Genomic DNA, 24,620 nt, shown 5'->3' with positions numbered 1-24,620 from the left:
GACACGTTTCATGATGCAGAAATTTCGAAAACTATCCCTGGAGAGCCAGTTGTTTTTCAGCTTTATGGCAGTGTCCGTCTGCCTGCTGCTCCTCTCCTTAAGTATAACCCTTTTTTCGACGATTACACGTCAGCGTCAGGAGATCGATAAAAACATCAGCGCCCTCGCCGCCTATGTCGCCTCCATGGACAATGTTGTCTCCATGCTGGAAAACGGTTATCCGGACGGATCCGCCAATGAAGCTCTGGATTCCCTGTCTGAAAATTTTCCCGATCTCAATGTCATAGCCATTTATAATACGACCGGGCTGCGGTTCTACCACACAAACCGGAAGGAGACGGGGGAAACCTTCGTCGGCGGCGAGGAGGAGGCAATATTAAAGGGAAGCCAGCCCTATATCACCATCGGCTACGGTACAAACGGTTCCCAGCGGCGGGCTTTCCATTCGATCCGGAACAGCGACGGAGCGATCATCGGATTCGTTATAGCGTCGGTCTTCAACACCTATATCTCAGAGCAGATCCACGAAGTCTTTCCTACCTATTTATTAGCAGCAATGATCATGCTGCTCGTCAGCATTCTTCTGGCTCACGGACTCGTCTCCCTTCTCCGGGATTCCCTGATGGGACATCATCCGACGGAGCTTCTCGACCTGTATCTGCGTCAGGATACCGTGCTGAATGCACTGGAGGAGGGGCTTGTCGCCACGGATTCCACCGGTTCCGTGGTCTACGCAAATCAGGCGGCAGAAAATCTCTTTCATGTCCTGCCTGAAAAACCGGAGGATCCGCCTTCTGTCTCCCCGGACGATGGGACTTCCGGACAGGAACGGACTGAACCTCTTATGGAAGGACGCACTTTCAGGGATTTCTTCCCGGAATCCCAGGCAGACCGGGTCCTCGCGTCCGGCACACCGTCCTACCACCGTGCCTGCACCTGTGAGAACCGAAGACTTCTGGTCAGTGAGATTCCGGCAGACACCCAGACGGAGCATCCGGTGATCCTCACGATCATCAATGACCAGACGGAGATGGAGACGGTCATGGACGAGCTCACCGGAGCAAAGGCGATGCTTGACACACTGCGCGCCTTCAACCACGAATTTTTAAATAAGCTCCACGTGATCCTGGGCTACCTCCAGACCGGTCAGACGGAGGAGGCCATCAACTTCATTATCAACAGCAACCTTGTCTCCAGCCAGTCGATCCGCCAGACTGCGGACTGTCTGCGCGTATCAAAGATCTGCGCCCTTGTGATCGGAAAAATGATGCATGCCGCGGAGCTCGGCATCCTGCTCACCGTCTCCCCGGACAGCCGCTGTCTGGAAAAGGATCTCCTTCTTCCGGTCGAAAACTATATCACGATCGTCGGAAATCTTCTCGAAAATGCCATCGAGGAGCTTTCCGCAGGCAGCCCTGAGATCCGGGAGATCACACTCGGGATCTACTGTGACCCGGGCTGCAATATCATCACCTGTGAGGACACCGGGCGCGGGATCCATCCGGATCTGATCGACAGGATCTATGAAAAGGGCGTCTCGTCCAAGGGCACAAACCGCGGGACCGGACTTTTCCTGATCAAACAGCTTGTAGACAGCGGGAACGGCGAGATCTCCATCGAGACAGAACCGGGAGAGGGCACCTGCTTTACCATCACATTTACGGAAAGGAAGCATACACCATGTACCATGTAATCATCATCGAGGACGATCCGATGGTCGCCTCCATCAATAAACAGTATGTCGAGGTCACTCCGGAATTCCGGGTGGACCGGATCTTTAAAAACGGGTCGGAGGCGCTCCCCTACCTGAAGACGAATCCCACTGACCTGATCATTCTCGATTACTATACTCCTGTCATGAACGGCGGTGAATTTCTCGATGCCCTCCACAATGCCGGCCTCACACCATCCGTCATTATGGTCACCTCCGCGAACGATACGGATATCGTCCGCTCCCTGTTAAATCGCGGGATCACCGACTATCTCGTGAAACCCTTCGAATATACGCGTTTTAAGACAGCTCTTGACCGTTTTACCGAGACAAAGAAGTATCTGGAGCACAGCCACGGGGGACTCGGCCAGCACGATATCGACCGTCTCTTTTCCGTGAATGACCAGAGGGCAGACGCAAAGCCGTCACTCGCAAAGGGATTGAACGAGACAACCCTTGCCATGATCCGGGAATATCTGCAGAACAACCGGAATGGCTTCTTTACCAGCGAGCAGATCGCCGAGCAGATCCACCTCTCCCGCATCACGATCCGCAGATACATGAACTATATGGTAGACACCGGCGAGATCATCAGCACGATCGATTACAAGACCGGCGGCCGCCCTTCGATCAAATATGGATTCGGGCAAAAATGATTTGCCCTCCGGCGGCAGTTACGATATTTACAAAACCTGTTACTTACTTACTTAAATTGACACCATGCACAAAATCTTTTATTCTTTTTATAAAGTTTTTACACATTTTCATCAATGTAAACGGGGTATAAACAGATGGAGCGCTTTTCTTTTCATCTGTGAGCTGTTTCCGGATTCCCGGGACAGGAAAAGAAGAGCGGAATGTGTAAGGCAAAAAAAGGATAGGAGGATATTTTATGGAAAATATCATCAGCTATTTCGGCACCTACACACCAGCTGCCGATGGCGCAATCGCAAATTTTAAATTTGAGTATTTATGTACTCTCGGCTTTGCAGCAATCGTAATCTTCCTCGGACGCGCAATCGTCGCACATTCCGCGGCATTAAGAAAATATGCGATTCCTGCTCCGGTTGTTTCCGGTATCATCTTTTCACTCCTGATTTCCGCGATCAAGATGACCGGCACAGTCAGTATCAGTTTTGACGCAAAGGTCATGAAAGACCTCTGTCAGAACCTCTTCTTCCTCTGCGTAGGCTTCGGCTTCAGCGCAAAGATGTTAAGACATGCAGGCGGAAAGCTCTGCGTCATGATCGCATTTGCTGCCTGCCTCCTGATCACCTGTCAGGATGTTCTCGGTGTTGCGATCGCTCACCTGATCAACTTAAATCCGCTCCTCGCTCTTCAGTGTTCTTCCTCAGCGATGTCCGGTGGTGTTGGTACCGCATCTGCCTTTGGTCCGATCTTCGAGGGCTGGGGTGCACAGGATGCTACAACGATCGGTGTTGCGGCAGGTACTCTTGGTAACGTTATGGGCTCCCTCATCGGTGGTCCGGTTGCGGCTTTCCTGATCGCAAAGCACGGTTTAAAGGCTGACCCGAACGATAAGCCGGAAGCAAAGGCAACCGGCAAGGCACCGGAGCTTGACAACACAAAGATGATCATGATGTTCGCAATGTGCTTACTTCTCGCAGCTCTCGGCATGCCGATTTACTGCTTACTCGACAATATCCCGATGATTGAGATGCCGAAATTCATCGGCTGCCTCTTCGCAGGTGCCATCGCAAGAAACGTCATGGAAGCTGCAAACATCAAGTTCTATGTTCCGGAGGTTGACGCCATCGAGCATATGTTCCTGGAGCTTTACCTTGCACTTGTTCTTATGACAACAGACTTCACAAAGCTTGCCCCGGTTGCAGGCCAGATGGGTATCATCCTCGTAGCACAGGCGATCCTCATGGCTCTGTTCGGTATCTTCGTTTCCTTCAACCTCTTTGGCCGTGACTACGGCGCAGCCGTTATGACAGCCGGCAACATCGGTTGGGGCTGCGGTTCCGGTCCGAACGCAGTAGCGAACGAAAAGGCTGTTATGGATCAGTACGGATGGCATAACATCGCATGGGTTCTTTACCCGTCCTTCGCTGTTATCATCGATGATATCTATAACCCGATCTTCCTTTCCATCTTTGGTGGCTTATTCAAAGGCTGATCGCAAGTCGTATCCCATATACAGTTTTTGATCTTGAAACATACCCCTCTTATATCCGCCCGGAGAGATTCCCACTCTTCCGGGCGGATTTTTTGCGCAAAGATACCGGCTGCGCGGGACGCTCAAAGATGTCAAGTCCTTTCCCGCTAATTTTCCGTATAGCTTTATATTCTCTCTGTATCCGTTTTTGTAAGTTTTTTACTGTATTTTTGTTACTTAAGTTACAATTATTGGTTAATACTTATTAAAATTGCATTTTATTTGAAAATATTTTATTCTTTTTTCATAAAGATTTTACCTTCCCAAACACCTCCGGCAGATTCCTCTGTGGGGAAATAAAACAGTTCCATTCACTGTTTTATTTTCGGGAGTCTATCGGAACACACCTACTAAAAAAGGATTGGAGGAACTCTTATGGAAAGTATCATCAGTTATTTCGGCACCTACAAACCGGCAGCCGACGGAGCAGTCGCCTCTTTCAAGTTTGAGTACCTGTGTACTCTCGGTTTCGCGGCCATCGTGATCTTCCTTGGCAGGGCCATCGTTGCCCGTTCTGAGGCGCTCAGAAAATACGCAATCCCGGCGCCTGTTATTTCCGGTCTGATCTTCTCGATCATCGTATCCTGCATCAAGGGTGCCGGAATCGTCGGAATCTCCTTCGACGCGACGATCATGAAGGATCTCTGCCAGAACTTATTCTTCCTCTGCGTAGGCTTCGGCTTCAGCGCGAAGATGTTAAAGCACGCAGGCGGAAAGCTCTGTATCCTCATCGCATTTGCAGCATGTCTTCTGATCACCTGTCAGGACCTCTTAGGATACGCACTGAGCCAGCTCATCGGAATGCACCCGCTCTTAGCGCTCCAGTGTTCTTCCGCGGCGATGTCCGGCGGTGTCGGCACCGCGTCTGCGTTCGGCCCGATCTTTGAGGAATGGGGCGCGCCGGATGCCACCGTTGTTGGTGTCGCGGCAGGTACCATGGGAAATATCATGGGTTCCCTGATCGGCGGTCCGGTTGCAGCCTTCCTGATCGCAAAGCATGGCTTAAAGTCTGATCCGAACGACAAACCGGAAGCACACGCAACCGGCAAGGTTCCGGAGCTTAACAACACGAAAATGATCATGATGTTCGCGATGTGTCTTCTTCTCGCAGCGCTCGGAATGCCGATCTACTGTCTGCTTGACAACATCCCGATGATCGAGATGCCGAAATTCATCGGCTGCCTCTTCGCAGGTGCCATCGCGAGAAACGTCATGGAAGCAACCGGAATCAAGTTCTATGTGCCGGAGGTTGACGCTATTGAGCATATGTTCTTAGAGCTCTACCTTGCCCTCGTACTTATGACCACCGATTTCACGAAGCTTGCTCCTCTTGCAGGACAGATGGGCATTATCCTCGTAGCACAGGGCATTTTCATGGCACTCTTTGGAATCTTTGTATCCTTCAACCTCTTTGGACGCGATTACGGTGCAGCTGTCATGACAGCCGGAAACATCGGCTGGGGCTGCGGTTCCGGTTCCAACGCCGTCGCAAACGAGAAAGCGATCATGGACCAGTACGGCTGGCACACTATCGCCTGGGTTTTATATCCATCCTTTGCCGTTATCATCGACGATATCTACAACCCGATCTTCCTCTCCATCTTCGGAAGTCTGTTCCGGAGTTGACAGAGCCTTACAATATTTATTGGTTTCTCATTTGTATAACCCTCTTTTCCGGTCGGAGATCCCCCCTCTCCGACCGGTTTTTGTTTGTTTTTCTAAAATACATTGTATCTGCCACAGATTTTATGTTATACTCTAAAGATGTAAAGTTACAAAAGCTGTCCGGAGCTTTTTCCGGTTTTACAGCCTGAACACACAAGGAATAGGATATCTTCATGCATAAATTTTCACACATAATTTCTTTGTTCCTCCTCTGCACCGGTCTCGCGCTTGGCGGATGCGGAAAGGCTTCCGCGCCCCCGCAGGACCAGACAGGGGCAGCATCAGATTCATTAAAAATCCTGACGATCGGAACTGCCGACAGCGGCGGGACCATGTACCCGGTCGGAAAAGCGATCTCCGGGGTCGTTGAGGATGCTGACTCCACCCTCAAACTGAACATCAGCGCTTCCACGGGCTCCGCCGGGAATGTCCGTTCCCTCGAACAAGGAAGCATCGATCTCGGACTCGTCAGCGGTGACGTGGCCTTTGCCGCGGTAAACGGAAGCGGGGAATTCAAGGACGCTCCGTTTAAAGGACTCAAGGTCATCGCAGCCCTCTATCCAAGCATCTCGAATTGGATGGCCCGGGATGATTCCGGTATTTTTTACGTGCATGATCTGAAGGGGAATAAACTTGGGGTCGGTCCTCATGATTCCACCACGGAGCTCGCCGCAAAGATCTCCCTGAGTGTTCTCGGTGTCACGGAACAGAATTCCACCCTTGTCAACTGCGGCCTCGGCTCGGGCGCTGAGGAGGTTAAAAACATGACCCTCGACGCGATCCACGGGTTTACCGGTGTGCCAATTTCCGGACTCGCAAAGCTGGCGGACGCGGTTCCGTGCCATCTTTTAAAATACACGGATTCTGAGCTCCGCTCCATCATCCGCTCCAATCCATTCTATTATATGGAGGAGATCCCCGCCGGTACCTACAACGGTCAGGACGAGAATGTTGCGACCTTTGGGATCAAATGTCTCCTCTGCGTCAGCGAGAACATGAGCGACGATCTCGTCTATGAGATCACCTCAATCCTCTACGAGAACCGTGACCGCTTAAAGGATCTCCATCCCGCCCTCTCCTATGCCTCACAGACGGGATTCATGTACGAGGATCTTCCGATCGAGCTTCATCCGGGAGCTGAACGGTATTATGCGGAACAGGGACTGCTGCAGGAGCATAGCAGATAACTCTTTTCAGTATAAAAGTATAAACAGTCGAAAGCGCACCATCCGGGATATCGTCCCCGGATGATGCGCTTTTTGTTTAAAATCATCTTTGCCCCTTGTCATATAGTTTTTAATACTATATAATAGATGGATGAAAGGAGTTTCACCATGAGAACGAATGAAGAACGACTGAATGAGCTGCTTGCCCACCTGGACAGCCTCGACCACATTCATGTGGATGAGATCCCGCAGATCGACCTCTATATGGATCAGGTGACGACCTTTATGGAGAAGCACCTCGGTGAGTTAAAGCGCTACCCGGAAGACAAGGTTCTGACAAAGACTATGATCAACAACTATGCGAAAAACAACCTGCTTCCATCCCCGGTACGGAAAAAATATACCCAGGAACATATCCTGCTTCTGGTATTTATCTATTATTTTAAAAATCTGCTGAGCTTCACGGATATCGAGACGGTTCTTTCCTATATTACGGAGAACCATTTCGGCACATCGGAATCCTCCCTGGCAGAGATCTACACAAAGATCTTCTCCATGGAACATGATCAGATGGATCGGCTGAAGGATGATGTGAAAGAGAAATTTGAGAAGGCGAAAGAGACGTTTCCCCCTGCTGCGGAAGGTGCCGCGGACCCGGAGAACGAGGAATCGCTGCAGCTCTTCGCGTTTATCTGTGAGCTGGCGTTTGATGTGTTCCTGAAGAAGCAGATGATCGAACGGCTGGCGGATGAGCTTCGGGCCAAGAATCCGCCGAAGAAAAAGAAATAATTCAAAAAGACCTTCCTTCAGAAGCAATCCCCATTTTGCTTCTGTCAGAAGGCCTTTTTTTACATATTAAAAATACTTTCTCTTATTTCTCCGCGCCGTTCTCATCATCGAGTTTCTCGAATCCAAGGCGCTTGAATACCATATCGTATCCGTCACTTCCGTAATTTAAAGACCGGTTTACACGGCTGATCGTTGCGGTGGAAGCACCTGTGCTCTCCGCGATATCGAGATATGTCCGTTTTTCCCTCAGCATCTTCGCAACCTCATAACGCTGAGATAAGGACAATAGTTCATTCACCGTGCAGACGTCCTCGAAAAAGGCATAGCACTCTTCCGGCGTCTTCAATGTCAGAATCGCCTCAAAAAGGTGATCAACTGCGTCTGTCTTGATTTTCTTATTCATGTTTACTGTTACCCCTTCTGCTTCATATTTGCAGCAAGCTCAGAACAATATTTTTGCTGCATCTTTATGGATCATTTCGTTCAACGCACTAATCACAGTTTAACACGTTAGATTCAAAAAGTCCAGTGTTTCTGCATAAAAAAGCAAAAAGAGTTATGGCTGCCATATCCCGTTGGAATATAAGCAGCCATTTTCTATGCCAACATAAATTTCTCCACAACCAGCCCAACACCGTCATCGTTGTTGGACGCCGTGATATAATCCGCCGCACTCCGCACCGGCAGGACCGCATTTTCCATGGCAACACCGAGGCCCGCATACTTGATCATCGTGAGGTCATTGTAACCGTCCCCGCAGGCGATCATCTGCTCTTTCGTGAGTCCCAGGACTTCCAGCAGGCGCTCCAGACTCTGAGCCTTATCGATTCCCTTCGGCAGGACCTCAAGAAAGAACGGATCTGAGCGGTAAATGCTGAAATTTTTTCCCATGGCCGCCTTCACCTTCGGCTCCACCATCGCAAGGTAATCGCCGTCCTCCATCATAAGAAATTTCGGGACCTCAAAGTTTACATATTCCTTCATGTCCTCCGGTTTCCAGAGCTCCATCCCGTTGATCCGGCTCTCCAGCCTTCCGTACGGGGACTCCGGATTTGAGGAAATGATCCTGCTGCCCTCGTATGTGGCGATGTCCACCTGATGTTCCTCTGCAAGCCCAATGATCTTCTTATTGGCAGAAACCGGCAGAGATCTCGCAAACACGGTCTCCCCGGTCTTGCAGTTGATGATCCGTCCGCCGTTGAAGGAGAGAATATACCCGCTGTACTCGTCCAGGCGCAGCTCTTTCGCAAGCGGCATCACGCCCTGGGTCGGGCGTCCCGACGCGAGAACCACCTTTTTTCCGCGCTCCTGCGCCTTCATAAGTGCCGCCTTCGTCCGCGGTGTGACCACCTTGTCCCGGTTTGTCAGCGTGCCGTCCAGGTCCAGTACGATGATCTCGTATGGACCTGCCATATTTTTTTCTGTCTGCATTTATGACTCCTCTATGCGCAGGATGCGCTCGATTTTATTTTGTAAGATCCGTCTGTCTGATCTTCTCCCGCACTTTTAACAGGAAGGACGGGGACACCGACAGTTCATCGATTCCCATCTTCAAAAAATCTTCCGTGAGATCCGTCTCCGCGCCAAGTTCACCGCAGATTCCAACCATACAGCCGTACTTATGGCCACTCTCCGCCACAAAGCGGATCAGCCGCAGCACCGCCGGATGTTTCGGATCGTAGAATTCATCCAATTTCTCGTTTTGTCTGTCGATGGCTAACGTGTACTGGACAAGGTCATTGGTTCCGATACTGAAGAAATCCACCTCTTTTGCCAGATCCTCGCTGATGATCGCCGCCGCCGGGGTCTCGATCATGATGCCGATGGCCACATTGCCGAATGGAACGCCCTGTTCCTTTAGTTCATCACGGACAGAGGCCGCGATCTCCTTCGCCTTCTGGACTTCCCAAAGGGATGCGATCATTGGGAACATGATGGAAATCTTTCCGAATGCGCTGGCGCGATAGATCGCCCGAAGCTGGGTTCGGAAGATTTCTGGTCTTGTGAGGCAGATCCGGATCGCGCGGTAGCCCATCGCCGGGTTTTCTTCCTTCTTCAATTTAAAGTAGTCCGCCTGCTTGTCGGCGCCGATGTCCAGAGTGCGGATAATGACCTCTTTTCCCGCCATCATCTCCGCCACCTGACGGTATGCTGCAAACTGCTCTTCCTCCGTCGGGTATGTCTTCTTCTCAAGATATAAAAACTCACTCCGGAACAGGCCGATGCCCGCCGCGTTGCTCTTTAAGACCTCCGCAACATCGGAAACATCCCCGATATTGGCGTAGAGCTTCACCTTCGTTCCGTCCAGGGTGACATCCTCTTTGTCCTTTAATTCCTGCAGCAGGCGCTCTTTTTCTTCCTCCGCCTGCTTCTTCTTCTCCATGGCAGCCAGCGTCTCCTCGTCCGGATCCACATAGAGCATTCCCGTCTCGCCGTCGATGACCGCCATCTTTCCGTCCCAAGCTTCCTTGACATCCACGGACACAAGAGCCGGGATGTTCATGCTGCGGGCCAGGATCGCCGTGTGGGAGTTCGGGGAACCCTGCTCGGTGATAAATCCAAGCAGCATGTCCTTTTCCAACTGTACTGTCTCACTGGGGGCCAGGTCCTCCGCCATCAGGATCACTGGCTGGGTTAGGAAGCCCGACTCCACCGCGTCACCGGAGAGTATCTTTACAAGGCGGTTCGTGATATCCTTCACATCCGCCGCCCGTGCGCGGAAATATTCATCCGACATATCCGCGAAGAGACGATAAAAGTTGTCACCGGTCACCGCCGCCGCGTACTCCGCATTCGTCTTCTGGTTTCTTATAATGTTCAGCACAGAATCACGGTAGTCCGCGTCCTCCAGCATCATCATATGGACCTCAAACACCGCCGCCCCCGTCTCTCCTACCTGTTCGCAGGCTTTCTCATGGAGTGTCTTTAATTCGTCCTCCGCGCACGCCACAGCCATCTCGTACCGTTTTACCTCCGCCTCGGTATCCTCCACCGTCCGGCGCTTTACCTGGCTTTCCGTCTTTCTGTGGTAGAGGATCGGCCCGATCGCTACCTTATTTAAGATTGATTTTCCTTTTATGATCTCCATACTCATATATCCGCCTTACAGTTTTGCCTGAAAAAAGTCCTGTACCGCCTCTGCCGCCTCTTTTTCGTCCGGACCGACGGTCTCCACGGTGACCGTCTGACCGTGACGGATCCCGAGGGCCATCACCGCCATGAGCCTTTCGGCATCTGCCTGTTTTGTCTCTGTCTTTATCGTGATCTTCGACTGGAATTCCTTTGCAAGCTTCGCAAGCTCTCCCGCCGGTCTCGCATGAATTCCGATCTCGTCTGTAATTGTATACTGAAATGTCTCCATAATCAACCCACTTCCTATTTTTCTTTATTATGCAGCTCTAAAAAAGGTTCCCCGCTCCGGATCTTTCCGCGCTTTAAAATATGAACTTCCAGGCAGTCCGGAAGATCTGTGAAAAGAACCGGGGATGCCAAAGATGGAACTTTATCTTTGATTTTCTGAATATCTGCCTTCAAAAGCTTATCCCCGGTCCGTACATGATCCCCATCGTGCACAAAAGCCTCAAAGCTATCTCCTGACAACGATACTGTATCGATTCCAACATGGATCAACATCTCATGTCCAGCATCAGTCTGGAATCCGATTGCATGCTTTGTCGGGAATACAAATGTTACTGTCCCGTCCGCCGGTGCGTACACATATTCATCATCCGGAATTACCGCCGCACCGTCCCCCATCATTTTTCCGGCAAATGCTTCATCCGGGACTTCCGAAAGCGGGATTACGGTTCCTGTCATGGGACTTTTTATAAGTTCATGACTATCACCTTCCTCACTTTCATCCCCGTACTTTCCCAGATACTCTTCCAGATCCGATTTGATAACCGACACCTGCGGACCATAGATGATCTGAACACCTTTTCCTTTTTTGATGACACCGGATGCCCCGGTCGCTTTTAATACGGACTCGTCTACTTTTTTCTCATCCTTTACGGTGCACCGGAGTCTCGTCGCACAGCAGTCCACATCCGTGATATTGTCCGGCCCGCCAAGCCCCTCAAGGATCTCCCTGGAACGTGTTCCCGTCTTCCCCGCAGATTTTTCCCTGCCGGCCTGTCCGGGACCAGTTCCTTTTCTCTCTTCCTTCCTCTGCTCCACATCGCTTCTCGTATAGAGCTTCGCCGCAGCCCCCACTTCCCGCCCCGGCGTCTTATAGTCAAGTTTCCGGATCAGAACCAGGAACACCGCGTAGTACATGAGAAAATAGAAGACTCCGACCACAACGATCCAGAGCCACCCGGTCTTTTTGTTTCCTTGAAGGATTCCAAACAGAAACAGGTCGATGAGCCCACCGGAGAATGTCATTCCGACTCCAACGTCGAGCATGTGCATCAGCATGTACGCCAGTCCTGCGAACACGCAGTGGATCCCGTAGAGAAGCGGCGCGGTAAAGAGGAATGTAAACTCCAGCGGCTCTGTGATCCCCGTGAGCATGGAGGTCAGTGCCGCGGAGAGGAGAAGTCCCGAGACCTCCTTTTTCTTTTCCGGGAGCGCCGCCTGGTACATGGCCAGGGCCGCTCCCGGAAGTCCGAAAATCATAAGCGGGAACTTTCCTGCCATAAACCTTGTGGCCTCCACGGAAAATCTCGTATTTCCTGGGTCCGCAAGCTCCGCGAAGAAGATGTTCTGAGCACCTTCCACGATTTTTCCGCCGATCTCCATGGTGCCGCCCACTGCGGTCTGCCAGAACGGGATATAAAACACATGGTGCAGGCCGAAGGGGATCAGGGCACGCTCCATGAAGCCGTAAAACCATGTTCCAGGATACCCGGAGCGGAGCACGAAGCCGCCGACTCCTGAGATCGCCGCCTGGACCGGAGGCCAGATAAAGTACATGAGAATTCCCACGAGGACATAGAACAGGGCGCTCACGATGGGGACGAATCTTGTCCCGCCGAAGAAGGACAGCACCTGTGGGAGCTCGATCCTGTAATACCGGTTGTGGAGCCATGCGGTCCCAAGTCCCACCAGGATTCCGCCGAACACCCCCATCTGCAGGGACTGGATCCCCGCCACCATGGCACCGGCCCCCTCTTTTAAGGCATCCGTCCCACCGTTTACCGCGATCATCGCACCGATGGCCGCATGCATGACGAGAAAGGAGATGACCGCAGCCAGCGCAGCCACTTCCTTCTCCTTTTTTGCCATGCCGATGGCGATGCCCATGGCAAACAGGATCGGAAGGTTCGCGAACACGATATCCCCCGCCTGACTCATCACCGTGAACAATGCGTTCCAGAAGGTTCCCGGTCCCATGATCCGCGTGAGTCCGTACGTTTCAAGCATCGTGGTATTCGAGAAGGAACCGCCGATACCAAGCAATAGTCCCGCCACGGGCAGCAGTGCGATCGGCAGCATAAACGACCTCCCGATCCTCTGCAGGACGCCAAAGACCTGATCTTTCATGAATCTCACCCTTTCGTTTCTTTATTAAGAAAAAAGTTCCGGAAAGTGGTACCGGAACTTTCTTACCTGGGTTATTATGGGGAGATTTCTGAAATTCTATCCATGCTTCCCGCCTTTATTCAGTCGTTGGACCTTCACTTTCCTCCGGCTGTTCTAAATTTTCTGTACCTTCTGAGCTCTCTGGAATCCCGGGGTCCTTCATATTATAGACTCTCGTCCACTCTTTCGTCCCTTCCACCTTCACCGTCTCACTCTGGTTCATCCGCAGAAATTTCACGATCTCATAGCAGTTGATCCAGATCTCATTGTTTCCTTCTTTCTGTGACTCATCAAAAATGAGCTGGATTCCGAAGTGAAGGTGCGGTGTCGTGATATTGTTTGTATTCTCCGTGGTGCTGTACCCGGTCCTGCCGAGATATCCGATCACATCGCCTGCCGTCACGATACTGCCCTCTTTTAAATTCGACTGATACGGGTAGTTCTGGCGCAGATGGGCGTAATAGTAATACCTCTTTTTATCAAAACTCCGTATTCCGATCCGCCAGCCGCCGTACTGGTTCCAGCCCAGAGCCTCCACATACCCGGATTCCACCGCGATCACCGGCGTCCCCACCTGTCCCATCATGTCATGGCCCAGGTGCTTCCTCTTAAATCCGTAGGACCGGGACGCGCCGAAATCGTCAAAATCGCTGTAGGGAAAGTTTTTCGCGATCGGCGAGAACACCTTCAGACCATATTTTCTGAGCCAGACCTTATTATTGCCGCTCTCCTGCTCAAAATACCCCACCATGCCATCCAGGACCGCCCCATATGCCTCCCGGTAATAAGCATAATACTTCATGTCCTTTGTGATTTCCTCCATTGCCGCCCCGGACTTCAGTTTCTCCACCACCGCGTCCAGATCCGCCTGCCGGAACCGCTCAAAATCTCCGCCATACTTCGCCCCGAGATATGCCAGCAGCTCCACCCAATTAAAATGCACCTCTTCCTGCACCGTCCCCATGTCCAGCCGGAACGCCTTCTCCATCACGTCCGCCGGAACATTAAATTCCACCCAGTGGATATATTTTTTCTTTTGGCTGTCCCCCGCTTCCCCGGCTTTTTCAGGCTCCCCAGCCCGACTGCCTTCACCGCTCTTCTCCATCACCGCATATGTATTCTCCGCCGCCGCTTTTCTGCTCTGAACGCACAGGGAAACCGTCAAAATAAAAAGGATCACCAGCTGTGCCCCGATCACTGCTGCCGATCCCGAATGCTCTTTTTTCCTCATGGCACACTCTCCTTCCCACATACATCCCAGTGTATGCGGACAGGCAGAGAATTATGCCATGAAACCTATATCTCCCCACGGCGGATCTTCAAAACTTCCTCCACCGCAAGCTTCACATACTCCCCCATAGAAATATCCCTGCAGCCCACGACAAAGTGCTGGCAGCGGTTTACGGGGATCAGAACTTTTTGGGCCAGGCTCTGGCCAATGGCGACGGCCATTTTTGGCGTGATCTCACCCATGAGGGAATCAGCGATGACGATTCCCATGGGACCGACAATGATGTCGGCGGTGCGGCTTGTGACTACCGCCGGGTTTTCCCCTGTGGCGCCGGCATCCGCCCCCGCCTTCAGCATTGCTGCTGTGGCAATGCTGTTCGTTCCGATCGCCAGGATCTCATCTTCCGGGCAAAGCTTCTTTAACTGTTCCACCAGGCCTTTGCCCATCTTTCCGCCCTGACCGTCTATTACCATGATCGTCATGTGTTTCTTGTTCTCCTTTGTCTGAATGATAGCATTGACTCACCGCGCTCAATCCGGAGCGCCTTCTAATTCCTTCAGCTTCTCATATAAAAACGTATTCACAGGAAGAGAAAATCCCTCTTTCTTTGCGATCTTAAGCATCGTTCCCGCGAACAGGTCCACCTCTGTCGGGCGTCCTGCCAGAACATCCTGGCACATGGAGGTATGTCCCTCCGGGTTTAAGGTCGCAAGAAGCTCCAGCCAGTAATCGATGTCCGCCTCCGTAAGATCAATGTCCTGGGTGTCCGCCACACGGAGAACCTCCCGCATGGCCTCGATCATCATGGTACGCGCCTCTCCCTCTTTCTGGATCAGGCTGTATGGCGCACCGTAGACCGCTGTCACCTGATTCACACCGGTGTTTAACATGAGCTTGTTCCACTGTTCCCGAAGAATATCATCCGGAACCTTGTAGGCCAGCCCCGTCCGGTCAAAAAGCTCCGTCACCGCCTTCAGCTTCTCATCATGGCTCCTGTCCTTATTTCCGATGGTGATATAACCCATATTTTTGTAGGTGACCTCATTTCCGTCCTTTCCTGCGTCCATGCCCTGCACGCAGGCGTAGAGCACATGATCCGCGCCGTAGGCTTTCTCGATCATCTCCTCGCTGGAAATTCCATTGAGTACCGACAAGAACAGGGTATGCTCCCCGACAAACGGCTTCACGGTCTCAAGCGCGCTCTCCATTCCCATGAACTTCACCGCAAAGATAATGAGATCCGCCGTCACCGCCTCCGCCGGAGACCGGTAGGAAAATCCACAGGCTTCCCCGTTGCAGACCATATCCGCGCTCCGGTAGCGGTTTACGCGCCCCTCATCCGCGATAAAAAAGACATTCTCATTTCCCATCCGTTTTTTCAGATAATTTCCGTACATGACGCCGAGAGCGCCCTGTCCGATAATTCCGATCTTTTTGATCTCCATAACTTAAAACTTCCTTCCTCCGCCGCCATGGCTGCTTCCTCCATAGCTGTGGGTGGATGATCTTCCGCCGCCGGAAAAGCTTCCTCCGCCTGACCCCGGTCTGTTATTCTTTTGTGTCTGGATCACCTGCTGGGTGATATAGGATGTCAGCAATGCATCCGCCAGGACATTCCCCATGGTGAACCGGCTGTCTCTCCGGTAAGAGAGTTTAAAGTTTGCGGCCATCCGCTTATCTTCCCCGTGAAGACCGTAGCTTCGAAGTACCGATGCCACCGCAGTACCCCCGCAGACCGCCGCCACGCCGAGGGCGATCAGGATCTCATACCATTCGATATGGTGATAACGGCTGATCTTTCCCGTCTCCGTGTCATAGTTGTACTGATCTCTTGAAATCCCGTTGGAATAGCACTTTTCCGTATCCGTCAGAAACGCCGCCGCTGCCCCGTAGTAATCGGCATCTGCCGCGTAATTATAAACATCGTCCAGAACATCATTGATGCGGCTGTCCGTCATGTAACGGATCATCTGTCCGTTTGTAGATATGTAGAGTTCCCTGTTATCCATATCGATGAGAAACAGGATTCCCGAGTGGTCGGAACCGGTTCCGAAACCGCCTTCCATGTAAAATCCGTCCGCGAACACCTGGGCGGAGTCGGAATTCTCCTCGGTGGTGACGATGACTGCTTCCATCTTCATCGTATCTGAAAGGACCTGTGCCTGCTCAGAAAGCTGTTTTTCTTCCTCATCGGTAAACAGATCCGCCATGTCGTAGACATCCGCATAGCTCTCCGTTCCCTCTGCCATCTGATAGGCATCTTCTCCAGCTGCCGCAAAGGCGGTTCCTGCCAGAAGCACTCCAAGAGCACTCGCTGCAAAGACAGTTCTCGCCGCTGTCTTTACAGCATGAAAAACGTTTTCCACCGCACTTAACTTTCTTCCGTTCTCCAGGCTGTTCCCTGCTGTTTTTCCATTTATCTGCTTTGTTTTCATTACAGGAACCACCCCCCGATCATCAGAATCGCCGCAACCGGCACAAAGATCTCCAGGAACAGTTTCACAAGTTTTCCCTTCGCCACCGGGAGCTTTCCGCAGATCTTCCCTGTCTGCCCGTTCATGGCAAAGTAGTAGAGCTCGTCTTTTCCCGCCTTATCCCGGTAGGTCAGGATCCACACCGGAAGCAGGGCGTAGTGCCATCTCGCGTCCCGGATATCTGTATCGCTCTGATCCACCTGCACCGAGGAATACTGTCCCATGATGTCAGCCTTCAGCTGCTCCACCGTATACTGTTTTACCTCGCTCTCCACCTCCGGGGTCAGGGACTCTTTCTCCATGTCCCGCTTCTCCGCCTGAAAACCGGAGAGGTATCCCATATCAAAGGGCTGGAGTTTTTCCATGTCAAAAGGCAGGACGCCTTCCACGAGAGCGCTGTTATTCTTCTTAAGCGCGTTTCTCGTGACATTCTTTACATCAAGCTGTCCCGCACGTTCCATCCGGTATTTTTTATGCTCCGTGTAGCGGATATTTCCCGTCACCCAGGTCCGGTTCTTCTCGCCTTCCGCCTGGATCCTTCCGTCGACCCTGCAGCTGTACATCAGGTACGGGAAGTACACACCAGAAAACTTCTCGATCTGGTCCTTCGAGAAGAAGTCGTCCGGGATATATTTTTTCTTCTTGATCCAGTCAAGGAATATCCCCGTTGCTTTCTTCTTGTCCATGGCAAAGGGGATCACATAGTCCGGCAGGAATTCGCCGGAAAGCTTTCCTGAAAGCACTACCGGGTTGTGACAGTAGTAACAGAATGTTGCCGCCGTCGTTGCGTCCGTCACGACCTCCGCGCCGCAGCTCGGGCAGATATAGACCAGGGCATCCTCGTTCTGATTCGTGCTGCCCGCGTTATTATTCTGTGCTGTATCTGCCGCACTGCTTTCCTCCTGCGTGCCGCTGGTCTCCGTAGATTTTAACGCCGCGGCTTCCATCTCTTCTTTCGTAAATTCCGACATGCAGAACTCACAGCAGAACTTCTGCTTCTTCGGATCAAAGACCACCGAGCCGCCGCAGTTGGGGCATTTATAACTTACAAGTGCCATTTTCTTTCCCCCTGTATCTGGCTTAAGCTTCCCATCTGCCCTAAAAGGCAGCCAGGAAGCTTACATTTTTTACTGTCTCGGTTTTCCGCAGTTCGCACAGAAGTTTCCTTTATTTTCCTGTCCGCAGGAGCAGGTCCAAACGGCATCCGGGCGTTTCTTTCCGCAGTTGGAGCAGAAATTGCCTGTATTCTCCTGTCCGCAGCTGCAGGTCCAGGATCCGCTCTCCTCCGGTTTCTTCTTTCCGCAGTTGGAGCAAAAGTTTCCGGTATTTCCTTCCTGTCCGCAGGAACAGGTCCATCCGGATAACGGTGCCATCTTCGCCGGACCGCCGGATGCCTGCTGTGCCTGGTCTGCCATAGCAGGATTTCCCTGCTGTCCCTGTCCGGCTGCCATGTTAAACAACCCCTGGGTGTTGAATCCGCCGTTCTGGGCTGCCATATTCATTCCCGCAAATGCCATCATCGGTCCTGTGGAGGTATTCTTTGCCGCGCTCTGCATCGACTCAGCCTGTGCGCTGACTAAATGCGCCGCCGCCATTCCCGGGTTTCTGAATGTGGCATTTCTCTGGAGTTCCTTGATCATCGCCTCATCTTCCTCAGAGGCCTTCACGGAGCTCACACCGATCTTGCTCACAGTAATTCCGTATACATCGTCCCAGCTGTCGGAGAGGATCTCGCGGAGCGCGTTCGCAAGCTCCACCGTATGACCCGGAAGCGCACTGTAGCGGACTCCCATCCCGGAGATTTTCGCGAAGGCCGGCTGCAGAGCTGTCAGAAGCTCGCTGCGGAGCTGGGAATCGATCTTATCTCTCGTGTAATCTTCCTCGATATTTCCACAGATGTTCTTATAGAAGAGGATCGGATCCACCATTCTGTAGGAATATTCGCCGTGGCAGCGGATCGCGATGTCCACGTCGAGGCCGATATTCTGGTCTACAACACGGAACGGGACTGCGTTCGCTGTGCCGTACTTGTTTCCGACGATCTCCTTCGTGTTGAAGAAGTAGACTCTCTGGTCCCTCGCCGTGTCGCCGCCCATGGTGAAACGCTTTCCAAACTGCTTAAAGCTGTCCCCGATGCTCTTTCCAAGGTTTCCGTAGAAAATACTCGGCTCTGCGGAGGTATCATAAACGAACTCACCGGCCTCCGCACATACCTCGACGATAGCGCCCTGGTCAACGATCATCATGCACTGTCCCTCGTTGACTGCGATGATGGAGCCGTTAGAGATCAGGTTGTCGCTGCCCTTTGTGTTATAGCTTCTCTTTGATTTCCGGTTCTCACCTTTCTTTACAAGAACGTCCGCCTCCATGGACGGGCAGTAAAAATACTCGCGCCACTGGTCTTCCAGCACACTCTTTAACGCGCCGGCACCAACTTTTAAAATACCCATATCCCGTTTCCTCCTTTTATCACTCACCGGTCGGATTCCTGGACAGCGGTTTTCGCCGCCTATACCCGCCGGTCCGGATTTTTTCCGAAAATTATCCGATCCTATGATCTTTCAAGAACCTGATCTCCGCTGCATACCCCGGAAGCTCATTCGGCGTCTCCAGGCAGAACGGCAGATTCCTCAGCGCCGGATGGTTGATCACCCGCACAATTGCCTCCGCGCCAATTTCACCTTCCCCGATCCGGGCGTGGCGGTCCTTCCCGGCTCCCCGGACATTCATGCTGTCATTTAAATGGACCGCTTTCAGGCGTTCAAGCCCCACAACACGGTCAAATTCCGCCAGCACTCCGTCGAGATCATTCACGATGTCATATCCGGCATCCCATACATGACAGGTATCCATACATACACCCATCTTATCAGAAAGTTCAACTCTGTCAAGAATTTCCCGAAGTTCCTCAAAACTTCTTCCGACCTCGCTGCCCTTTCCCGCCATGGTCTCCAGGAGCACCGTGGTGTGAAGCTCCGGCTTCAGGATCTCATTCAACATCTCCGCGATATAGGTGATTCCAACCTCCACACCCTGCTTCACATGGCTTCCCGGATGGAAATTGTAGAGGTTTCCGGGAACCGCCTCCATGCGCTCCAGGTCATCCGCCATGGTCCGCTTCGCGAAATCCCGGATTTTTTCATCCGCTGAGCAGCCGTTCAGTGTGTATGGCGCATGGGCCACCAGAGTCCCCAGCCCCAGCTCCTCTTTTAGTTTCAGGAACGCTGCGATGTCCTCATGGTCTAACGGCTTCGCGCTTCCGCCCCTGGGATTTCTTGTAAAAAACTGAAACGTCGTCGCGCCGATCTTTTCCGCGTCCTTTCCCATGGCAAGGAATCCCTTCGCCGAGGAAAGATGGCATCCGATATAAAACATTGTCTATGACCTCCGTCCTGTTCCTGTGGGCTTTCCAAAGGAACCTGTTTTTTTCGATCTCTCCGGCTTTAAGAAAAATACCGCTCCCCAGGTAAAAAGCACAGAGAGCACCGCCTGGATCACCAGACTGCAGAATACCCAGTGGTTTGTGATAAAATTTCCGCCGTTGTCACCGAGGAGATGTGTGATCGTAAAGTTTCCGCCGCCACCTGCCACCTGATTCTCCAAAAGCTCCGCGAACATGATTGCCGGATTCAGGAGAAGAAGGTATACCGACGCTCCGGAGCTCGCCTTCGGGATCGTCTCCCCGGAATTGAGCGCCATCGTGCTGATCTCTGTCTCGGAGATATTGAGGAGGAACACATTCAGCATGTATGTTCCAACGACAACAACTAACATGATCCCGTAAGTGATCACATTGGAGAATGTGGACCGCTTCATGAGGGAGGACGCGAAGATTCCGAGGCTTCCACAGTACAGCGCCCCCACCACATAGCTCACAAGAAGGATCATGAGATCCCCTGAGCTGATACTTCCATAGATAAAGGTCAGCATCAGGATCGGCAGACTCGATACCACTAAGATCATAAGCTGGGAGAATGCGGACATGAGCTTCCCGACAACGATCTCCACAGGACGGATCTTCGTGGTAAACATGAGTTCCAATGTGTGCCGCTCCCGCTCCCCGCTGATGCTGGCGGAGGTCAGAGCAGGCATGATAAACATCAGAAGCATAAATTCCAGCGCTGCCACAAAGGCGTAGAGCTGGAGAAAATTTTCATAGCGCACCGAGCCGCTGACCTTCACCTGGGCGATGCTCTGGTACATGTTTAAGAGTGCCACCACAGCCAGGATCCCGTTGAAGATCATGATGATGAGCGGAATCCGGAAGCTTCTCGAACGTACCAGCATTTCCCTCTTATAGACCGGATTATTCTTCACTCGTCATCACCACCTTTTCCATATCATGATCCGTGATCTGCATGAAGATGCTCTCAAGGTCACCAGGCTCTCTCCAGAATCCGCAGATTCCAATATTGTGGGCCACAAGTTTTGCAAGCAGCATCGCCTCAGCGTCTTTTCCGCCGTGGAATCCCACGACGATATCGTTTCCCTCCACCGTGATGGTCTGGACCTCCGGCTCCGTTCGGAGAAACTTCACCGCTTCCCAGACATTCTCCACAACCTGGATCCGGATCGGGTTAGAGTCATTCACCTTCTTTAAGATCTCCCCCATGTTTCCCGATAGGACGACCTTTCCGGCATCGATGATCCCGATATCCGTACACATCTGGGCCAGCTCTGAGAGGATGTGGGAGCTGACCACGATGGTTTTTCCCTCAGCGCAGAGTTCCTTTAAAAGCTCCTTAAACTCGATCCTGGCTCTCGGATCCATGCCGGACGTGGGCTCGTCTAAAACAAGGAGCTTCGGATCGTGGATCATGGCCCGCGCCAGGCAGAGTCTCTGTTTCATTCCCCTGGACAGGCTGTCCACAAAGAATTCCTCTTTTCCCGCGAGTTTTACCTGTTCCAGAAGCTTTGTGCACCGCTCTCTCGCCACAAGGCCGGAGAGTCCGTAGCAGGAGGCGAAAAAGTCCATGTATTCCCAGACTTTTAAGTTGTCGTAAAGTCCGAATTCATCCGGCACATAGCCGAACTCATTTTTCACCTGCCCGCTGTAGAGGAACGCGTCCTTTCCGCCGATCATGACGGTTCCCTCATCTGCTTTCAGGAGTCCCGTGATAATGCGGATCGCCGTGGTCTTTCCGGCTCCGTTCGGTCCGACAAAGCCATAGAGCGCCCCCTCCTCCACTTCCATATCAAGCCCGGAGAGAGCCTCAAAATTTCCGAATTTTTTTTTCAGTCCCTGTATCTTCAACATCAGCTTTCCCTCCCCGTCACCATCAGGAGTGGAAGTGTCTGGCTCACTCCGATTTCCGCATTGCTTCCGGCTGTGTAGCGGACCGTGATCTTTCCGTCGGCAGCGATATAATCTGCCAGCTCTTCCCTTGAGAAATCCTGTTTCCGGATATCCACCGGGTCATAGCTTCCTGTCTTTTCGTTGTAAAAACTCGTCTCCCCGGAGAATGGGCGGATATAGGAATACTGGTTGCCCTGGAAAAAGTCGTCGGACACCGGAAGAAATGAGAATTTCTCGATCACAATGTCCGTTCCCGGGTCATATTCCACCACCACCGGGTCTGTCCCGTAGAGGATCATGGAATTTCCATAATTTGCCCCTATACCGGAGGTCACGGATGGTTCCCGGATCTGACCGCAGCGGTAGACCTCGCCATCTGTTCCCATGGCGCAGTCGATCTTCTGGGTGTAGAAGGTCCTTCCGTCCCAGTTTTTTCCGAAGAGATCGTCGTTTCCCTCATAACCTTCCGGGAGGAACGCGCCGAAGCGCACCTCGCCATTGTAGGACGAGTAGTAACGATCCGTAAAGTATCCGCTGAGGTTGGATTTCTGGACATTTTTAATGTACTCCTCATCGGAGTCTTCCTGACGGTCCGGCGTTCCGGTCAGGGTGTCCGAAAGCATCCATGTCATGCCCAACGGCCATACCTTTAACGGCTCCCGGTTGAATTCCAGATACTGTCCCGGTTCCATGTTTCCAATGATCAGCACCTGGCCATAGAGATAGACTGCCGCGTTCTCAAGCGTCACAGGGAGCTTGTTCTCCACATGCCCCGTGATTGTCCCGTCCGACACAGCAAAGTCCGCCTCCACATTTCCAGCCCCCAGGTCTTTCTGCCGCTCCAGAAGGAAAAATCTGGAATCGAAGGCCTTGGACTTCCGACTCCAAAGCACGGTCTGGTCTGCCTCTTTCCGGATCCCGATGGATGCCTGGCGCTTTTTCGGGTAGTCTTCCAGCTGGTTCATGTCGTAGCGGGCGCTCCTCGTAAGGGGTGTGACCCTGTAATCCGTCGGAAGATCCACGGTAAATCCGCTGCTGTCCGGAGTCCGGACGTTTAAGAAGGTCATCTCCTCCGCGCTGTCCCCGGATGCGTCCAGGATCGTCGCTGTCGTGCAGAATTCACTGGTGAATCTCGTCTTAAAACCCATTCCCCAGATCACGACACAGGAGGCTGCGGAAAAAACAAGCACTGCAGTCCCGTAGTACCGGTTGATCCCACGCTTCTTTAAAAGAATATACAGCCCGGGTCCCACGATCACCAGATATCCCACAACGATGATCCCGTAGACCGCAAGATTGGGGATCCGTTCCCCGTTTCCCCCGCTGACAAGATTGTAGGCGTTCCAGTAATCAGCATCGCCGCCCTGGGAATAATAATAGATCGTATTCAGTTCATCCTCGTTAAAGATCTCACTGAGAAAATACGACGCGAAGGACGGGTTCTTTTTCGCAAAGCCGGAGAGATCCGACAGGCTTACCCCGTAGACACCGATGGTCCCCTTTCCGTACTTCATGGTCTTAAGAAGCGGCGTTCCATCCGTCACCATCCGCTCTTTGGCCCCGGAGATCACAGGTTCCGTGTAGGTCACGCGGACTTCCGAGTCCTCAGGACTGTTTTTCGTGTATTCCGTTCCCATGCCGACCAAGAGAACCTCCGGATCCCTTAAGCTGACCTTCGGCTCTGCCTCTCCCAGGATATCCAGGGTCTTATCCCTGTCTCTTCCCGTTCCGATAAGCAGTGTTCCGCCATTTTCCACCCATGTGAGGACGGCTTCTTTCTGGACATCATTCAGTGTCCGGCAGTCATATCCGTTTATGAGGAGCACATTAAACATGGAAAATCCCCGGGAATCTTCCGGGAAGTCTTCCCCTGGGATCTCAACGACCCGTGTGGTGAGCATTCCATAATTCAGCCCAATCCCGTCAATCCATGAGAGACTTCCTGACTTGTTCTCCAGGACACCTGCAAACAGACGGTTTTCGTCCTTAGAAACGTCAAATTCCATGGAGGTCTCCCCCATGGTCTTCTTCTTCCCGTCTTTTAATGTCAGGTGGATCGTCCCGCTCTTCTGTCCTAAGGGGACATAGAACTCCATCGTCTTCGTCTCCGCCGGTCCCACCTCTACTTGGTACGAATACTCGTATTCCTCCGTGCCTTCATCGTTATCACTCTCCAAAGTAGAGACAGTAAGTGTGCCGGAAAACGGTGCCTCCGTCTGGCCGTAGATGCTGACCTTTATGGGCACAAAGCTTCCGGGCTTCGCATTTCTTCCGTAAACTGCCGTGATGTCCACCGCCACCGGCACAGAATTCTGCGAGCTGGACTCCATGTTTGTGCTGAAGCTGTCCTGGTCCTGGGCAAAGGCCGGGAATGCCCCCGCGGACAGGACCAGGGCCGCAAGACAGCCAAACAGCAACTGTTTCTTTTTATTTCTCATACATTCTTCCTATCATTGATCAACGGGTATCCCTGTTCAGTATTTTCGTTACAGTTCAGCCATGCGCTGATTTGAATGAGAAAGTGTGTTGCAAGCTTGCTTGCATAAGCACTTTTTCATCCAAATCAGCATATGGTGGAACCAC

The 24,620-nt window shown here is 52.2% G+C and carries 21 protein-coding genes; 6 read left to right on the top strand and 15 right to left on the bottom strand.

The window, feature by feature from the left end; translation table 11 throughout:
* Positions 1-10 precede the first annotated feature (10 nt).
* The 6 genes from DWY93_RS11110 to DWY93_RS11080 all read left to right on the top strand — a co-directional run bounded on the left by DWY93_RS11110 (position 11) and on the right by DWY93_RS11080 (position 7,513).
* Positions 11-1,693 carry an ATP-binding protein gene (locus DWY93_RS11110; protein ID WP_117470622.1) on the top strand — a complete coding sequence of 561 codons (1,683 nt, stop codon included), beginning with the start codon at positions 11-13 and terminating at the stop codon, positions 1,691-1,693.
* Positions 1,681-2,367: a response regulator gene (locus DWY93_RS11105; protein ID WP_015554974.1), complete on the top strand. Its 687-nt coding sequence runs from the start codon at positions 1,681-1,683 to the stop codon at positions 2,365-2,367. Before DWY93_RS11110 ends, DWY93_RS11105 begins: the two co-directional genes overlap by 13 nt.
* A gap of 236 nt (positions 2,368-2,603) precedes the next feature.
* On the top strand, positions 2,604-3,854 hold the full coding sequence (locus tag DWY93_RS11100) for a sodium/glutamate symporter (protein WP_015554975.1): 1,251 nt from the start codon (positions 2,604-2,606) through the stop codon (positions 3,852-3,854).
* A 414-nt stretch (positions 3,855-4,268) separates the two neighbouring features.
* Positions 4,269-5,519, top strand: a complete 1,251-nt coding sequence (locus tag DWY93_RS11095; protein WP_117470621.1) for a sodium/glutamate symporter — start codon at positions 4,269-4,271, stop codon at positions 5,517-5,519.
* Between the two features lie 212 nt (positions 5,520-5,731).
* The gene (locus DWY93_RS11085) at positions 5,732-6,745 is read left to right on the top strand and encodes a TAXI family TRAP transporter solute-binding subunit (RefSeq protein ID WP_117470619.1); all 1,014 of its coding nucleotides are present in this window, start codon (positions 5,732-5,734) and stop codon (positions 6,743-6,745) included.
* Positions 6,746-6,892: 147 nt separating this feature from the next.
* Positions 6,893-7,513, top strand: coding sequence for a DUF1836 domain-containing protein (locus DWY93_RS11080; RefSeq protein WP_117470618.1), 621 nt, complete (start codon positions 6,893-6,895; stop codon positions 7,511-7,513).
* Positions 7,514-7,595: 82 nt separating this feature from the next.
* On the opposite strand, the gene DWY93_RS11075 is transcribed toward DWY93_RS11080, so the two are convergent.
* The 15 genes from DWY93_RS11075 to DWY93_RS11005 all read right to left on the bottom strand — a co-directional run bounded on the left by DWY93_RS11075 (position 7,596) and on the right by DWY93_RS11005 (position 24,475).
* Positions 7,596-7,916 (bottom strand): YerC/YecD family TrpR-related protein, encoded by a 321-nt coding sequence (locus DWY93_RS11075; RefSeq protein ID WP_021905286.1) that lies wholly within the window; start codon positions 7,914-7,916, stop codon positions 7,596-7,598.
* A 194-nt stretch (positions 7,917-8,110) separates the two neighbouring features.
* Complete coding sequence (locus DWY93_RS11070; protein ID WP_117470617.1) at positions 8,111-8,944, bottom strand: Cof-type HAD-IIB family hydrolase; 834 nt, start codon at positions 8,942-8,944, stop codon at positions 8,111-8,113.
* Positions 8,945-8,978: 34 nt separating this feature from the next.
* Positions 8,979-10,601, bottom strand: coding sequence for a phosphoenolpyruvate--protein phosphotransferase (gene ptsP, locus DWY93_RS11065; RefSeq protein WP_117470616.1), 1,623 nt, complete (start codon positions 10,599-10,601; stop codon positions 8,979-8,981).
* 15 nt (positions 10,602-10,616) lie between these two features.
* Complete coding sequence (locus DWY93_RS11060) at positions 10,617-10,874, bottom strand: HPr family phosphocarrier protein (RefSeq protein ID WP_117470615.1); 258 nt, start codon at positions 10,872-10,874, stop codon at positions 10,617-10,619.
* Positions 10,875-10,888: 14 nt separating this feature from the next.
* Positions 10,889-12,997 carry a PTS transporter subunit IIABC gene (locus tag DWY93_RS11055; RefSeq protein ID WP_117470614.1) on the bottom strand — a complete coding sequence of 703 codons (2,109 nt, stop codon included), beginning with the start codon at positions 12,995-12,997 and terminating at the stop codon, positions 10,889-10,891.
* A 115-nt stretch (positions 12,998-13,112) separates the two neighbouring features.
* A complete protein-coding gene (locus tag DWY93_RS11050; protein ID WP_117470613.1) occupies positions 13,113-14,267 on the bottom strand; it encodes a M23 family metallopeptidase in 1,155 nt (384 codons plus the stop codon).
* A 65-nt stretch (positions 14,268-14,332) separates the two neighbouring features.
* Positions 14,333-14,749, bottom strand: coding sequence for a DUF3842 family protein (locus tag DWY93_RS11045; RefSeq protein ID WP_015554986.1), 417 nt, complete (start codon positions 14,747-14,749; stop codon positions 14,333-14,335).
* Positions 14,750-14,797: 48 nt separating this feature from the next.
* Entirely contained in the window at positions 14,798-15,712 is a 915-nt protein-coding gene (locus DWY93_RS11040) for a ketopantoate reductase family protein (protein WP_117470612.1), read from the bottom strand.
* A 3-nt stretch (positions 15,713-15,715) separates the two neighbouring features.
* On the bottom strand, positions 15,716-16,702 hold the full coding sequence (locus tag DWY93_RS11035; RefSeq protein ID WP_015554988.1) for a TPM domain-containing protein: 987 nt from the start codon (positions 16,700-16,702) through the stop codon (positions 15,716-15,718).
* Complete coding sequence (locus tag DWY93_RS11030; protein ID WP_117470611.1) at positions 16,702-17,799, bottom strand: TFIIB-type zinc ribbon-containing protein; 1,098 nt, start codon at positions 17,797-17,799, stop codon at positions 16,702-16,704. Before DWY93_RS11030 ends, DWY93_RS11035 begins: the two co-directional genes overlap by 1 nt.
* Before the next feature lie 69 nt (positions 17,800-17,868).
* Positions 17,869-19,191 (bottom strand): SPFH domain-containing protein, encoded by a 1,323-nt coding sequence (locus tag DWY93_RS11025; RefSeq protein ID WP_117470610.1) that lies wholly within the window; start codon positions 19,189-19,191, stop codon positions 17,869-17,871.
* 91 nt (positions 19,192-19,282) lie between these two features.
* Positions 19,283-20,116 (bottom strand): deoxyribonuclease IV, encoded by an 834-nt coding sequence (locus tag DWY93_RS11020; RefSeq protein WP_015554991.1) that lies wholly within the window; start codon positions 20,114-20,116, stop codon positions 19,283-19,285.
* A 3-nt stretch (positions 20,117-20,119) separates the two neighbouring features.
* A complete protein-coding gene (locus DWY93_RS11015) occupies positions 20,120-21,058 on the bottom strand; it encodes an ABC transporter permease subunit (protein WP_117470609.1) in 939 nt (312 codons plus the stop codon).
* A complete protein-coding gene (locus DWY93_RS11010) occupies positions 21,048-21,998 on the bottom strand; it encodes an ABC transporter ATP-binding protein (RefSeq protein ID WP_015554992.1) in 951 nt (316 codons plus the stop codon). The genes DWY93_RS11015 and DWY93_RS11010 overlap by 11 nt, the downstream gene beginning before the upstream one ends.
* Positions 21,998-24,475, bottom strand: a complete 2,478-nt coding sequence (locus DWY93_RS11005) for a hypothetical protein (protein WP_117470608.1) — start codon at positions 24,473-24,475, stop codon at positions 21,998-22,000. The genes DWY93_RS11010 and DWY93_RS11005 overlap by 1 nt, the downstream gene beginning before the upstream one ends.
* Between the last annotated feature and the right edge of the window lie 145 nt (positions 24,476-24,620).

It is taken from the genome of Clostridium sp. AF28-12, from assembly GCF_003435225.1.
GTDB classification, from domain to species: Bacteria; Bacillota; Clostridia; order Lachnospirales; family Lachnospiraceae; genus Pilosibacter; species Pilosibacter fragilis.
The sequence above is the reverse complement of the archived record's forward strand: the minus strand, read 5'-3'. Positions and strand labels throughout refer to the sequence as shown.

Excerpts from the sequence above, each read along its gene's own strand:
- DWY93_RS11110 (WP_117470622.1), top strand. The coding sequence starts at position 11 with ATGATGCAGAAATTTCGAAAACTATCCCTGGAGAGCCAGTTGTTTTTC.
- DWY93_RS11105 (WP_015554974.1), top strand. The coding sequence starts at position 1,681 with ATGTACCATGTAATCATCATCGAGGACGATCCGATGGTCGCCTCCATC.
- DWY93_RS11100 (WP_015554975.1), top strand. The coding sequence starts at position 2,604 with ATGGAAAATATCATCAGCTATTTCGGCACCTACACACCAGCTGCCGAT.
- DWY93_RS11095 (WP_117470621.1), top strand. The coding sequence starts at position 4,269 with ATGGAAAGTATCATCAGTTATTTCGGCACCTACAAACCGGCAGCCGAC.
- DWY93_RS11085 (WP_117470619.1), top strand. The coding sequence starts at position 5,732 with ATGCATAAATTTTCACACATAATTTCTTTGTTCCTCCTCTGCACCGGT.
- DWY93_RS11080 (WP_117470618.1), top strand. The coding sequence starts at position 6,893 with ATGAGAACGAATGAAGAACGACTGAATGAGCTGCTTGCCCACCTGGAC.
- DWY93_RS11075 (WP_021905286.1), bottom strand. The coding sequence starts at position 7,916 with ATGAATAAGAAAATCAAGACAGACGCAGTTGATCACCTTTTTGAGGCG.
- DWY93_RS11070 (WP_117470617.1), bottom strand. The coding sequence starts at position 8,944 with ATGCAGACAGAAAAAAATATGGCAGGTCCATACGAGATCATCGTACTG.
- ptsP (WP_117470616.1), bottom strand. The coding sequence starts at position 10,601 with ATGGAGATCATAAAAGGAAAATCAATCTTAAATAAGGTAGCGATCGGG.
- DWY93_RS11060 (WP_117470615.1), bottom strand. The coding sequence starts at position 10,874 with ATGGAGACATTTCAGTATACAATTACAGACGAGATCGGAATTCATGCG.
- DWY93_RS11055 (WP_117470614.1), bottom strand. The coding sequence starts at position 12,997 with ATGAAAGATCAGGTCTTTGGCGTCCTGCAGAGGATCGGGAGGTCGTTT.
- DWY93_RS11050 (WP_117470613.1), bottom strand. The coding sequence starts at position 14,267 with ATGAGGAAAAAAGAGCATTCGGGATCGGCAGCAGTGATCGGGGCACAG.
- DWY93_RS11045 (WP_015554986.1), bottom strand. The coding sequence starts at position 14,749 with ATGACGATCATGGTAATAGACGGTCAGGGCGGAAAGATGGGCAAAGGC.
- DWY93_RS11040 (WP_117470612.1), bottom strand. The coding sequence starts at position 15,712 with ATGGAGATCAAAAAGATCGGAATTATCGGACAGGGCGCTCTCGGCGTC.
- DWY93_RS11035 (WP_015554988.1), bottom strand. The coding sequence starts at position 16,702 with ATGAAAACAAAGCAGATAAATGGAAAAACAGCAGGGAACAGCCTGGAG.
- DWY93_RS11030 (WP_117470611.1), bottom strand. The coding sequence starts at position 17,799 with ATGGCACTTGTAAGTTATAAATGCCCCAACTGCGGCGGCTCGGTGGTC.
- DWY93_RS11025 (WP_117470610.1), bottom strand. The coding sequence starts at position 19,191 with ATGGGTATTTTAAAAGTTGGTGCCGGCGCGTTAAAGAGTGTGCTGGAA.
- DWY93_RS11020 (WP_015554991.1), bottom strand. The coding sequence starts at position 20,116 with ATGTTTTATATCGGATGCCATCTTTCCTCGGCGAAGGGATTCCTTGCC.
- DWY93_RS11010 (WP_015554992.1), bottom strand. The coding sequence starts at position 21,998 with ATGTTGAAGATACAGGGACTGAAAAAAAAATTCGGAAATTTTGAGGCT.
- DWY93_RS11005 (WP_117470608.1), bottom strand. The coding sequence starts at position 24,475 with ATGAGAAATAAAAAGAAACAGTTGCTGTTTGGCTGTCTTGCGGCCCTG.